We start from the raw sequence: 13,375 nt of genomic DNA, 5'->3' as shown, positions 1-13,375 counted from the left end.
AAGGTACCGCGCTTGGTGCGGTCATGTTCACGATCCCCCTAACGGTTGCCGTAGGCGTGAGGATGTGGGCCGGCTTGGCAGCTCCGAGCAGGATTGGCCCTACGCTCACGCCTTGTCCCGCCACCACTTTCAGAGCGTTGAAGGTGATGTTCGCCGCATCGAGGTTCGGCATGATGAGAAGGTTCGCTTCGGCTGTTAGGCGGGCATCCGGAAAGATGCGGTCGAGCAATGGCTTGCTGAGTGCTGCATCCGAGTGCATCTCACCCTCCACCTCGAGCTCAGGGGCGCGTTGCGTGATGAGTTCGAGCGCGTCCCGCATCTTGCGGGCGGATCGATCATCGGCAGTGCCGAAATTCGAGTGCGACAGGAGAGCGACTCGCGGGGTCAGGCCGAAGCGTCGTAGTTCCGCGGCGGCCAATATGGCCATTTCGGCGACCTCCTCTGCTGTCGGGCGTAGGTGAATGTAGGTGTCGCAAATGAACACGGTGTGCCGCGGCAGTTGCAGCAGGTTCATGGCGGCGAAACCATGTGCGCCCTCGGCCAGTCCTATCATCTCCTCAATGTAGCGAAGGTGATTTCTGTAGGCCCCAAACGTGCCGCAGAGGAGTCCATCGGCTTTACCGCCACAGAGCAGCATGGCCGCGATCAAGGTGCTGTTACGCCGCATTTCTGCTGCCGCGACATCCCTGGATAGGCCGTGCCGCTTGCGAGTCTGATAATACGTCTCTGCAGCTTCACAGAGGGTTTTCTGGTCATCGAAGCTCGCGATCTCGATATCGCGATCAGGTTGAATCCGAAGTCCGAGTGACTGGATCCTCTGCCTGATCGCGTCCGGTCGACCCACCAGGATGGGAGTTGCTAGGCCTTCGTCGACCACCACCTGCGCAGCCCGTAGCACTCGATCATCCTCGCCTTCCGCGTAGACGATGCGCTTGCGGCCGGATTCAGCCGCAGCAGCGAAGACCGGCTGCATGACCGTTCCGGAGGTATAGACGAATCGCTGCAGCGAGCGGCAGTAGCCTTCGATATCCGCCAGAGGCCGTGTCGCCACTCCGCTGTCCATCGCCGCCTTGGCGACTGCCGGCGCGACCTTCGTGATGAGCCGTGGGTCGAACGGGCGCGGAATGAGATAATCCGGGCCGAACCTGATGTCCTGAGTGCCATAGGCAGCCGTTACAACGTCCGATTGTTCGGCCTGCGCGAGTTCAGCGAGCGCCCGGACTGCGGCGAGCTTCATCTCTTCGTTGATCGTGCTCGCTCCGACATCGAGGGCGCCACGGAAGATGAATGGGAAGCAAAGGACGTTATTGACCTGGTTGGGATAATCCGAGCGGCCGGTTGCAATGATCGCATCGGGCCGGACTTCCTTGGCGAGTTCCGGCCGGATCTCGGGGTCAGGATTGGCGAGCGCGAGGATCAGCGGTTTCTCCACCATGTCCTGAACCATTTCGAGCTTGAGCACATCAGCCATGGATAGACCGAGGAAAACATCGGCTCCCGGCATGATATCCGCGAGCGTTCGCGCGTCGGTGGACTGCGCGTAGCGTTCTTTCTGCTCGTCCATGCCCTGAGCGCGGCCAGCATAGACGACGCCTTTGGAATCGGTAATCCAGATGTTTTCGCGGCTGAGACCCAGGTCGACCAGCACGTCCAGGCAAGCGATGGCGGCCGCGCCCGCCCCGGAACACACGAGCTTGACGTCGTCGAGGCGCTTGCCGACGACCTCGAGCCCATTCAGGATAGCGGCTGCCGCGACGATCGCCGTTCCGTGCTGGTCATCGTGGAAAACCGGGATCTTCATGCGCTCGCGCAGCTTCGTCTCGATGAGAAAGCATTCCGGCGCCTTGATGTCCTCCAGGTTAATGCCCCCGAAAGTAGGCTCCAGAGACGCAATGATATCGACGAGCTTGTCCGGATCCGTCTCGCCGATCTCGATATCGAACACATCGATGCCTGCGAACTTGCGGAAAAGGCAGCCCTTTCCCTCCATGACGGGCTTGCTGGCGAGCGCACCGATATTACCTAGACCCAGCACGGCCGTACCGTTGGATATCACTGCGACGAGGTTACCGCGTGTCGTCAGATTTGCAGCCTCGATCGGGGCATTCTTGATGGCGAGGCATGCCGCTGCGACCCCCGGGGAATAGGCCAACGCGAGGTCGCGCTGTGTCGTCATGTCCTTGGTGGGCAGGACGGTAATCTTCCCCGGCATCGGGAAGCGGTGATAGTCCAGGGCGGCCTTGTTCAGAAGCTCATCCGAACCGGTGTCGGATTAGCTGGCCGTGCTGGCAGGTGCCTTGAAGTTCACTTCCAGGCTCATGATCGTATCTCCGGATGAAGAGAGCCGCCCTGACGAAGGCCTTCGCGGGAAGGCAAGCCCGAGCGAGTTAGCTCTTGCGACGGCCAGCCGAGCGCGCCTCCCCGGCAGCCTTGCCGGTAGCGGTGCCGATTTCCTGTGCTTGGGTCTTCAGGCGCTCAAGCTGCTGCTGCAGGAAGCCCTGCTGCAGCGCGACGAGGTCCTGAGGATTTCTCGCCTGCACGAGCTGCTGCGCAAAGTCGAATGTCGCGTTGATATTGTCTTCCGCGAACTGGAACGTCTTCTGCTTGACGTCCCGGGCCCCTGCCTGCGCGGCCTCGGCTGATGACTCCATCTTCTCGTAAAGATCCGCTGCCGTGCGAATGTACTGGTCTACTGCCTGCTTGGCTTGCGCAATCGTCGTTTCGGCTGCCTGTCTCAGATTATCAGGCATACCCGTGCTGCCGGTCTCTGCCGTCGTTCCACTCTGCTTAGTCGCCATCGTCGTCTCCTTCCATTGAGCATCTCGCCACCTTGCTTTCGCACTCGTTCATGACGCGCTCTGCGGCTGCTTCTTCGGCAGGTAGAGATCGGTGATCGTGCCCTCGAAGGCTTCGGCGGCCATGCCGATCGTCTCCGAAAGAGTTGGGTGCGGATGGATAGTCAGGCCAATGTCCTGCGCATCGGCGCCCATCTCGATCGCGAGCGCCGCCTCCGCGATCAGGTCGCCCGCGGATGGCCCGACGATGCCGCAGCCGATGATCCGGTCGGTCGTCTCGTCGAACAACACCTTGGTGAGTCCTTCATCGCGTCCGAGCGAGAGGGAGCGTCCGCTTGCAGCCCAGGGGAAAACGCCCTTGCCGTATTTCGCGCCTTTGGCCTTGGCCTCGTTCTCGGTCAGGCCGACCCAAGCCACCTCCGGATCGGTATAGGCGACCGACGGGATCACCTTCGCATCGAAGAACGCATTCCGGCCGGCCGCCGTCTCGGCCGCGACCTTGCCTTCGTGCACCGCCTTGTGGGCCAGCATCGGCTGACCGACGATGTCTCCGATGGCAAAGATGTGCGGGACGTTTGTGCGCATCTGCCGATCGACTGGGATGAATGCGCGCTCATCGACGGCGATCCCGGCGTTCTCCGCTCCAATCAGCCTGCCGTTCGGCCTGCGGCCGACCGCGACGAGGATTTTATCAAAGGTGTCGGTCTCCGGGGCGCTGCCACCCTCGAAATGCACGGTGAGTCCTTGTCCGTTCGCCTCGACCCGAGTCACTTTCGCCTTGAGGTGAATGGCTTCATATTGTTTGGAGATCCGCTTCATCAGCGGCGTAACGATATCCTTGTCGGCGCCCGGGATGATCTGGTCCATCAGCTCGACGACGGTCACCTTCGCGCCGAGCGCGTGATAGACGGTAGCCATCTCGAGACCGATGATTCCGCCACCAACGACCAGCAGCCGCTTCGGGATATCGTCGAGTTCGAGCGCTCCCGTCGAGTCGATCACGCGTGGATCATCATGCGGGATGAAGGGCAATGTCACCGGCTCTGATCCAGCCGCGATGATCGCCTGCTCGAAGCTCACGATCTTAGTTCCACCGCTATCCGACCTGACCTCGAGCTGGTTCATGGACACGAACCGGCCGCTACCGGGCACGACGGTGACCTTGCGCTGCTTGGCGAGCCCCGCCAGACCGCCCGTGAGGCGCTTCACTACGCCGTCCTTCCAGCCGCGCAGCTTCTCAATGTCGATAGAGGGCTCCGCAAAGCCGATCCCGTGGGCCGCCATGGACTTCGTCTCGTCGATGACCTTGGCGGCATGGAGGAGCGCCTTGGAGGGAATACAACCCACATTCAGGCACACGCCTCCGAGGCTCGGCCAACGGTCCACGAGCACGACCTTCTTGCCCAGATCCGCGGCCCGAAAGGCGGCCGTGTAGCCGCCTGGCCCGGCTCCGAGCACGAGCACTTCGGCGTGGATGTCTCCTGCCGCAGCAACCGGCGGCTTCGGAGCCGGCGCCCTCGCCCTGTCTGTGCCCGCCCCTGTTCGGGCCTCGAGTGCTGAAGAACCGTAGCCTGCCTGACCCTGGCCGGGCGCGTGCTGGCCGAGAGGCGCAGCCGAAGCGGCGACGCCTCCATTGACAATCGCGATCACGTCTCCTTCGGAGACACGATCCCCGACCTTGATCTTGACTTCGCGGATAGTGCCGCCCTGGGCTGCAGGCACTTCCATCGTCGCTTTGTCAGATTCCAGCGTGATCAACGGGTCATCGATCTTGATTTCGGCACCCGGCTGCACATGGACCTCGATGACCGGTACGTCCTTGTAGTCGCCGATATCGGGTACCCGGACTTCGATCGCCTCGTAGACGCCACTGGGACTGCCATAGTCGGCTTGTCCCGGACCCGGCGACGGAGCAGCCTCCTCCTTGATCCGCTCCTTGGGCGGGGTGGCGGGTGCCCCTTCGGCGTCCAGCGTGATGAGCAGATCACCTTTGGAGACGCGGTCGCCGGTTTTCACCTTCACTTCGCGCACGGTGCCGGCTGCCGTCGCTGGAACGTCCATGGTCGCCTTGTCGGATTCCAGGGTGATCACGGTGTCGTCGACCCCGATCCGGGCGCCGGGCTGGACATGGACCTCGATCACCGGAACGTCCTTGAAATCGCCGATGTCGGGCAGGCGGAGTTCAGTCGTCGTGCTCATCTCAGAGTCTTCCAGAGGCAGATCAGGCATTCACAGAACCAAACGACGGATATCCTCCAGCACATGCGCGAGATGGCGCGTGAAGCGGGCTGCAAGCGCCCCATCGATGATGCGATGGTCGTATGAAAGGGAGAGCGGCAGCATCAGTCGGGGCTTGAAGGTCTCGCCATCCCAGACCGGCGCCATCCGAGAGCGCACGACGCCTAGAATTGCGACCTCGGGCGCGTTAACGAGCGGCGTGAAGGCGGTGCCGCCGATCCCACCCAGGCTCGAGATCGTGAAGGAGGCCCCCTGCATGTCGGTGGCCGTGAGCTTGCCGTCACGGGCCTTCTTCGACACGGCCCCAAGCTCTTGACTGATGTCGCCGATGCCCTTGCGATCCACGTCTCGGATCACAGGAACGACGAGCCCCTCCGGCGTGTCAACCGCAACCCCGATATGATAATAACGCTTGAGGATCAGGCTGTCCTTCTCGGGGTTGAGCGAGGCGTTGAACTCGGGGAATTGCTTGAGCGCCGAAACAGATGCCTTCATGAGGAAGGCAAGCAGCGTGACGCGATAACCCTTGTCCTTCGCGGAAGCGTCGAGTTCCTTGCGGTAAGCTTCAGTCTCGGTGATGTCCGCCTCGTCCTGATGCGTGACGAGCGGCACGTTGAGCCAAGCGCGATGGAGATGCGGGCCCGAGATCTTCTTGATGCGCGGGAGCGGCTTCGTCTCGATCGGCCCAAACTTCTCGAAGTCTACCGCCGGAATCTCAGGGATGCCCATGCCACCAGCCGGGGCTGGCGCGGAGACCGGCGCCGCCGGCCCCTTGAGAACAGCTTTCACGTCGTCCTTGGTAATCCGGCCCTTCTCGCCGGTCCCCCGGATCGTCGTGAGGTCGATCTCGAGTTCGCGGGCGAGGCGGCGCACGCTCGGACTGGCGTGCACCTGCCCGAAGTCCGACCGGGCTCCCTGGCCGTTCGGTTTCGCAGTTGTGGGCGTTGGTGCAGGACTGGGGGGAGGTGTCGGCTCTTGTTGTTCGATCAGAGACGGCGGCTCAGGCACTGCAGCACCATCACCGCCTTTCAATAGAACTATTGGATGCCCTTCGCTGACTCTGTCGCCCAATCTGATCAGCAGCTTTTCCACCACGCCAGCCGCGGGCGCCGGCACCTCCATGGTCGCCTTGTCGGATTCCAGGGAGACAAGCGGATCGTCGGCGTTGACCGTATCGCCCTCTTTGACATGCACCTCGATGATCGGCACGTCCTTGAAGTCACCGATGTCGGGGATCTTCACCTCGGTCGCCACGACGTTCCTCCTTTGACTGCGCGGCCTCTCGAGGTGGGCCGCTGTTTCCAGGCGGGTTTGCTATGTTCAAACGGTCCAGGGCGGGGGTCTCTCCGTGTTGATGGCGTATTTGGCGATGGCCTCTGCAACGGCCGCAGGCTTGATGGAGCCTTCATCCGCCAGGGTCTTGAGCGCGGCCACCGCGACCCACCGCCGGTCAACCTCGAAGAAGTCGCGCAAGCGCTTCCGGTAGTCGGAGCGTCCGAACCCGTCGGTACCGAGTACACGGTATCGGCGCGGAATGAACGCGCGGATCTGTTCGGCGAACAAACGCATATAATCGCTCGCCGCCACGACCGGCCCGTCGCGGCCTTCAAGGCAGGTCTCGACGTGGGATTTGCGCGCCTCCTCCGTCGGATGGAGCAGATTCCAGCGTTCGACAGCCATTGCCTCACGTGCGAGCTCCGTGAAGCTCGGACAGCTCCACACGTCGGCCGCAACGCCGAAGTCCTGCGCGAGCAGATCCGCGGCCGCAATCACCTCCCGCAGGATGGTGCCGCTGCCGAGAAGTTGCACGCGTGGCGACTTCTTGGGCCCCTGCCCCTCGCGGAACAGGTACATGCCTCTGAGGATTCCTTCCTGAGCCCCGTCCGGCATGGCCGGATGCTCGTAGTTCTCGTTCATCACCGTCAGGTAATAGAAGACGTCCTCCTGCTCAGCATACATCCGACGCAGCCCGTCCTGGACGATGACGGCGACCTCGTACGAGAAGGTCGGATCGTAGGACACGCAGTTCGGAATCGTGGCCGAAAACAGGTGGCTGTGCCCGTCCTCGTGCTGTAGGCCCTCACCGTTGAGCGTGGTGCGGCCCGCCGTGCCGCCGATCAGGAAGCCGCGCGCTCTGAGATCTCCGGCCGCCCATGCGAGGTCGCCTACCCGCTGGAAGCCGAACATCGAATAGTAGATGTAGAACGGGATCATCGGCGTATTCGATGTCGAATAGGCCGTTGCAGCCGCGATCCATGAGGACATCGCTCCAGCCTCGTTGATGCCCTCCTGGAGCATCTGGCCGGACCTGTCCTCCTTGTAGAACATGAGCTGGTTGGCATCCTCCGGCCGGTAGAGCTGGCCGACCTGCGAGAAGATGCCGAACTGGCGGAACATGCCTTCCATGCCGAAGGTGCGGCTCTCATCCGGCACGATCGGCACGACGCGCTTGCCGATCTTCTTGTCACGCAGGAGCGTGCTCAGCACGCGCACGAATGCCATGGTGGTCGAGATCTCGCGGCCCTCCGTGCCTTTCAGCTGCGCCTCGAAGGCAGAGAGAGGAGGAATCTCGAGCGCGTCGGATTTCTGCCGGCGCGACGGCAGATAGCCGCCGAGCGCCTCCCGGCGAGCGCGCAGGTACCGCATCTCCGGACTGTCGTCAGCGAACCGGATAAAAGGCATTTCGGTGAGCTGCTCGTCCGTCAGATCGATCTGGAACCGATCGCGGAACTGGCGCAGCACCGCTTCTCCCATCTTCTTCTGCTGATGGGTGATGTTCTGACCTTCACCGGCCTCACCCATCCCGTAGCCCTTGACGGTCTTGGCGAGGATCACCGTTGGCTGACCGGCATGCTTCACCGCGGCGGAATACGCTGCATAAACCTTGCTGGGATCGTGTCCGCCTCGCGTGAGCTTCCAGATCTCCTCGTCCGACATGTCAGCGACCAGGGCCTCCGTCTCCGGGTAGCGACCGAAGAAGTGCTCGCGGATGTAGGCACCGTTCTTGGACTTGAAGTCCTGGTATTCGCCGTCGACGCGCTCTTCCATGAGTTTCACGAGCATGCCGGTTGCGTCCTTGGCCAGGAGTTGGTCCCAGCCCGAGCCCCACAACACCTTGATGACGTTCCAGCCGGCGCCACGGAAGTTGGCCTCCAGCTCCTGGATGATCTTGCCGTTGCCCCGCACTGGCCCGTCGAGGCGCTGCAGGTTGCAGTTGATCACAAAAATGAGGTTGTCGAGCCTCTCACGACCCGCGAGCGAGATCGCGCCGAGACTCTCCGGCTCGTCCATCTCTCCATCGCCCATGAAGGCCCAGACCTTGCGGCCCTCCGTCTGCGCAAGGCCTCGGAAATGCAGGTATTTGAGGAAGCGGGCCTGATAGATTGCCATCAGGGGGCCGAGCCCCATCGAGACGGTGGGAAACTGCCAGAAATCCGGCATGAGCCACGGATGCGGGTAGGAGGACAGCCCCTTGCCTTCGACCTCCTGACGGAAATTGAGGAGTTGCTCCTCGGAGAGGCGCCCCTCCAGGAAGGCACGGGCATAGATGCCGGGCGAGGAATGGCCCTGAATGTAGACGAGGTCGCCGCCGTGCTCGTCCGAGGCGGCGCGCCAGAAATGCATGAAGCCCGTATCGTAGAGGGTCGCGGCTGACTGGAAACTCGCAATGTGCCCTCCGAGCTCGGAGGATTCCTTGTTGGCCTTGAGCACGATGGCGAGCGCATTCCAGCGGATTGCCGAACGGATTCGGTGCTCGATGGCACGGTCTCCGGGATGAGGCGTCTGCCGCTCGACCGGGATCGTGTTGATGTAAGGTGTTGTCGCCGAATAGGGAACCGGAGCGCCCTTGCGCCGAGCGTTCTCAATCATCTGCTCGAGGAGGAAGTGGGCCCGCTCCGGCCCCTCGACCTCCAGAACTCCCTCCAACGAGTCGAGCCACTCCTGGGTTTCGACAGGATCGAGATCGCGACTTCGGTCCATCGTCACCTCCCTGGCGCCGCCCGTCAGATGCGGGAGCGCTTGTCTCTCGACCGCACAACCCGCGGCGCGCGAACTCGAGCGTGAAACGCCGGAATGGCAGCGCTTTCCAGCAGGCGATGGACTGTCCCAGGCGTCTCCTCGTGCAGCTTACGCATGAAGTCGCCTCAGCGTTCCGCAAATAATTGACTTGACTTATTCTTCAACATGCAGTCGCGAGCTACTTGCCACTGCAGCAGCCGTCGCGTGCTGGAACTATGTAATAGCGTTTCATCTGCTGCGAGCTGAGGAAGGTTGTGAGCACTTGCCGCGCCCCTTCTCTGTTCGGAACAGCCCAATTCCATGGTACGTTACGCCATCACGGTTCTTGCAGCGCTTTTCACGATCACCGCAATGCAACGAGCCGCGCCCGTGGCAGAGCCGCATTGGCCACCATTCCTGGCGCTCGGAACCGCATCACCAGGAGGCACATATCACACTTATGGTGAAGGGTTTGTGCGTGTTCTGACACGTGAGCTCGGCATATCGGTCGCTACACGCCCGACGGAAGGGCCTGCACAGAATATCCTTCTGCTGGAAGCGGGCGAGATTCAGCTCGGATTTGTTACCCTAGGGGGTTGCGCTGCAGGGCCGGAATGGCTCAACTCCGTGGACAGGCGGCAGGGAATTGCGGTCCATGCGCGCGCTCTTCCCTATGTATGACACGCCCTTTCAGTTCATGGTTCTGGAGGAGTACGGTATTCGCTCATTCGCCGAACTCAATGGGAAGCGGGTCGGCGTCGGCCCACAGGGCGGCACCTCGGGCGCCTACATCCCCGAGTTCTTCAAGGTCATGAAAATCGAGGCAACTCTCGGAGCGGGTCCGCTTCATTTCTGTCATGCGCGTCTGCAGGCACCTTGTGCCCTCGCAGAAAAGAAGGGCCCTGCCAGCGGGTGGGGCGATCATCGCGGACCTGGAGATCGCCGAGGACCGGATCGACGGGCCGCTCTATGCGATCCAGGGCTGGCATCCGGATCTCGGGCGCGTCGTGGGGTGATCGAGGTAAGCGCACGAGCCGTGCTCGTGTCCGAGGTGCCCCTCCTCGACCTCTGAGCCGCGAAACTTGCGTCCTCTGCGCTATGCCAATAAACCGGCGCTCCCGTCAGCGTTTCACGTCGCTTTTCTCTCTCAGCCACTCCGCCAGGAACTTCTTGACAAGTAAGCTGACAGATCAGCTATCCACTGCGGTGGCTTCTTCGGCCGCTGCAATCTCTCTCCGATACGCGGACAGAGATTGCAGCATTCATGCAGCATTCAGTTGCGCACTGATCCAATATTGTCGAACACAGATTGATTATGGTTGACGATATTTTTTCCGTCACCCGCCGTGCATTGCTGGCGAGCCTTGCCGCTCTCCCAGTCGCGGCAGCGGCACAGATTGCTGTCGCAGAAGCATCGGTGGATGCCAAACTCTTGGCGCTGGCTCCTCGTTTCGACGAGCTTCTCCGGCGGGCGGTCGAGATTGGACCTTCCTACCGGGCTGCGATGAAGGCTGAGGCTGCCATAAAGGACCACGGCGCCCCTAATGCGGTAGGCGAGCACGTCGGCGGAGCCGTGGTGCGCCAAGCCGGTGAGGCGGAGGCGCTCCAAGCTGAGCGTGGGTTCTGCAAGCTTGATGCAATCGCGCACGAAGCCATAGAGCTCGGGCCGGCTCAAACGCTGAAGGGGGCTGCCTTTCAGGCTCGCCTGACCTTCTATGCGAATACGAGACTCTGGACGAAGCCGGAGGAGCATCTCGAAGGGGATGATCTCTGCCTGCGCAACACCATTGACGCCATCTGCGCTCTCGCCGGTGTCGACAGGCTCGGGAGGCCTCTGCGCCAGCCGATCGTGACATAGGGGCGAGATTAACCGGCAGGCCGGCGCCAGGGTCGGTGCCGGTCCCTGCGGGAAGTGGCAGCGGAACTCGCCGCCGCGGGTTACGTCATGCGTGAGGGTAAGCCCTATGAGGCTGCGGCGATCAAGCGGATGCGTGTCCATGATCCCGACGACACGCCACCGCTGATGAAAGAAAGGCCGCGCCCAGTCTTGTCGCCGGTGTCGCAGCCTTGTTGCCTGGCTGCCCCCGCACCCCGGGAGAACGCAAACTTTGTTATGTTGGCGCTCGATAACCTGATTTGGCCGATGCGCGAATTCAGGGGTTCTACTTATCTCGTAACGGAATCGGCCAAACGGCAGATGGCGCTTAGCGCAGGTCTGGGGTGAAGTTGAGAGAGCTACCAACAAGCAGCATCATGCGGGGTGGTGGGCAGTGAGACAATTCGTGTGTGACGTTTGTGATGGTTCCTCCTTCGTGCTTCCGTCCGGCCTCACGGACGAAAGCGAAGTGCAGTGTTGGAAGTGCGGCTCCGTTCTCTGCACTTGGGGTGAGCTTCTTCAGTTCGCCCGGGCCGCCGCGACTTCCGCAGCGTCAACCGACTCGTAATCCGATTCGAACAATCTGAACCCGGGCCAGCGTTGCGTAATGGTCCTCCGAGGCAACAGACCCTCGTTCGGTGCTCAGCCAAACGAGGGTCTTCTGCGCATCAAGCGTTCGCGGGCCGAACAGGTTCTCGGCAAGCCACCCTCAGGACGACCCTGCGCAAAAAAGCATTTCTACGAGCGAGCCTTCATCGGGATGTTCCATTTCAGGCTCCCGTCTGCCGGTCCGCTTCGCGTGGAGATAAGGCAGGTGTCGGAGAGGGCACTATAGAGAAGGTCTCCAGACCCGGAGGGTGTGATAATATCCGGATAGATCGCGCCTGCCATGAATCCGCTTGGATTAAGCTCCACTTTGACCGTGAATAATTGAGGACCGGCATAGCCGCTGTCGGAGTTCCTGGCGTTTACCTCACCGCAATAATATCCATAACCGTTGTAGTCGAGCCAGCGAAAGCGGGTTGATTTTGCCTCATTGAGGGCTGATCGGACGACAGGATCAATCACCGCCATTTCTTTTGCGGTCAATGGTCGGGGATTGTAAAACCAGATCGGCGCTCCGACGTTCTTTGGCTCAAGCGGAGGCATTTGCTGCGCGGGGATTGCAGCTCGTTTTTTCAGTTCTTCGTATTCCCGTCTCAGCTCTTCGAGCCTTTGTCCCTGTTTCTGTTCTTCGACGCGCCTTTCCAATCGAGCGCGCGTCTCGCCCGTCTTGGGGACCAGGGGTTCTGCTTGTGCAAGTGCTGCACCCTGTACCCCTACGAGCATCAAAACAGCCAACCGACCTTGCATGATTTCCCCCAGCGGAGTGATTACTTCCAGAACCTTGGTCGGGCCGCAGCGGTGCGCATGGGCGATGCTGGGCAGGGTCTCTTTTGGGGTGAGGCCGCGAACGTGACGAGGCAGGTGCGGAGCATCACTCAGACTCCCAATTACCCCCGAGGCGGTCACCGTTTGCCAGTGACTTAGACGGCACGTTGCGCAGCGTACGCTGGGTATTACCGATGAGCTATTCGCCCAAACGTTCGCCGAATAAAGCCAAGGTATTACGGCTGTCTGGCCGAGTTCGATCGGAAAGCTGCCTGGATATTTATAATGTTCTGTTACGTCACCTGATCCTTAACTCGATCAGAGCACTTTGAGTCTGAGCGGGTTGTCCATTGCCGGCTCGTTCCTCCCAAACTCCTACCCCGATCACGTCGTGCTTGGCAGGGTCTCTTTTGGGGCATGCCCACGACCTAACGTTGATCTGGTGGGCCGGGGCGCTCTACGTGCTGCCGAACCGCACCTGGAGTGACAGCAGCCTGCTCCCCAGCAGAAAGGCCCCGCTTCGGGCGGGGCCTCTGGTCGGCGTGTGAGCCTCCAGGCTCGGTCGAGGGTGATCAGGCCTGCCATGACGCGCCGAGTTACCAGACGACCATAAGGCTACAGCGACCCACCTGTCGGTGACCTGTCGCACAAGGACAGCAAGCTGTTGGATGCACTTGCGGCGCTCGAACCTAGCCGCTTGTGTGCAATCCGCCGAAGGAACGCTTAACCCACTCAGCGCAATCTCCGCCCGGGCCGGTATGACCCACCGGTCTGAACCGTGCCGGGTTCGCCGGAGGCTGTTTGGTTTGGGTTTTACGCGGCCATTGGGATGACCTCAAGTTGCGTGTAGTAGCGTGCTTCGGCTTCGGCCGGTGGCACGTTGCCGATGGGCTCGAGCAGGCGGCGGTTATTGAACCAGTCTACCCACTCGAGCGTGGCGAACTCGACCGCCTCAAAGCTGCGCCACGGCCCGCGGCAGTGGATCACCTCGGCCTTGAACAGGCCGATGACCGTCTCGGCGAAGGCGTTATCGTATGAATCACCGATACTGCCGACCGACAGCTCGATGCCGGCCTCCGCGAGACGTTCGGTGTAT

10 protein-coding genes are annotated in these 13,375 nt (G+C 61.6%); 3 read left to right on the top strand and 7 right to left on the bottom strand.

All coding sequences use genetic code 11. The annotated features are described in order from the left end of the window. From BN1233_RS24775 to aceE, 5 genes are all read right to left on the bottom strand, one after another. The coding region (locus tag BN1233_RS24775; protein WP_048708266.1) for an NADP-dependent malic enzyme at positions 1 to 2,212 on the bottom strand (2,212 nt) is incomplete at its 3' end. Positions 2,213 to 2,387: 175 nt separating this feature from the next. After that, the gene (locus tag BN1233_RS24770) at positions 2,388 to 2,798 is read right to left on the bottom strand and encodes a phasin family protein (RefSeq protein ID WP_048708268.1); all 411 of its coding nucleotides are present in this window, start codon (positions 2,796 to 2,798) and stop codon (positions 2,388 to 2,390) included. 48 nt (positions 2,799 to 2,846) lie between these two features. Continuing rightward, positions 2,847 to 4,994: a dihydrolipoyl dehydrogenase gene (gene lpdA, locus BN1233_RS24765; RefSeq protein ID WP_074078356.1), complete on the bottom strand. Its 2,148-nt coding sequence runs from the start codon at positions 4,992 to 4,994 to the stop codon at positions 2,847 to 2,849. A gap of 30 nt (positions 4,995 to 5,024) precedes the next feature. Further along, positions 5,025 to 6,287: a dihydrolipoyllysine-residue acetyltransferase gene (gene aceF, locus BN1233_RS24760; protein ID WP_046866306.1), complete on the bottom strand. Its 1,263-nt coding sequence runs from the start codon at positions 6,285 to 6,287 to the stop codon at positions 5,025 to 5,027. A gap of 66 nt (positions 6,288 to 6,353) precedes the next feature. Further along, the gene (aceE, locus tag BN1233_RS24755) at positions 6,354 to 9,014 is read right to left on the bottom strand and encodes a pyruvate dehydrogenase (acetyl-transferring), homodimeric type (RefSeq protein WP_046866305.1); all 2,661 of its coding nucleotides are present in this window, start codon (positions 9,012 to 9,014) and stop codon (positions 6,354 to 6,356) included. A gap of 339 nt (positions 9,015 to 9,353) precedes the next feature. Between aceE and BN1233_RS50595 the strand changes: the two genes are divergently transcribed. The 3 genes from BN1233_RS50595 (at position 9,354) to BN1233_RS24745 (ending at position 10,890) form a co-directional block, all read left to right on the top strand. Beyond that, positions 9,354 to 9,713, top strand: coding sequence for a TAXI family TRAP transporter solute-binding subunit (locus BN1233_RS50595; RefSeq protein ID WP_052763920.1), 360 nt, complete (start codon positions 9,354 to 9,356; stop codon positions 9,711 to 9,713). Beyond that, positions 9,688 to 10,104 carry a TAXI family TRAP transporter solute-binding subunit gene (locus tag BN1233_RS50590; protein ID WP_280139402.1) on the top strand — a complete coding sequence of 139 codons (417 nt, stop codon included), beginning with the start codon at positions 9,688 to 9,690 and terminating at the stop codon, positions 10,102 to 10,104. Before BN1233_RS50595 ends, BN1233_RS50590 begins: the two co-directional genes overlap by 26 nt. Positions 10,105 to 10,347: 243 nt before the next feature. Beyond that, entirely contained in the window at positions 10,348 to 10,890 is a 543-nt protein-coding gene (locus BN1233_RS24745) for a hypothetical protein (RefSeq protein ID WP_046866304.1), read from the top strand. A 756-nt stretch (positions 10,891 to 11,646) separates the two neighbouring features. Here BN1233_RS24745 and BN1233_RS24735 read toward each other — a convergent pair. Together BN1233_RS24735 and BN1233_RS24720 are read right to left on the bottom strand one after the other, a co-directional pair. Continuing rightward, positions 11,647 to 12,261 carry a hypothetical protein gene (locus BN1233_RS24735; protein WP_147707508.1) on the bottom strand — a complete coding sequence of 205 codons (615 nt, stop codon included), beginning with the start codon at positions 12,259 to 12,261 and terminating at the stop codon, positions 11,647 to 11,649. A gap of 831 nt (positions 12,262 to 13,092) precedes the next feature. Next, on the bottom strand, positions 13,093 to 13,375 hold a 283-nt coding region (locus BN1233_RS24720), incomplete at its 5' end, for an integrase core domain-containing protein (protein WP_046866299.1).

It is taken from the genome of Microvirga massiliensis (assembly GCF_001006805.1).
Classification (GTDB): domain Bacteria; phylum Pseudomonadota; class Alphaproteobacteria; order Rhizobiales; family Beijerinckiaceae; genus Microvirga; species Microvirga massiliensis.
This window is presented reverse-complemented; position numbering and strand designations above follow the sequence as displayed.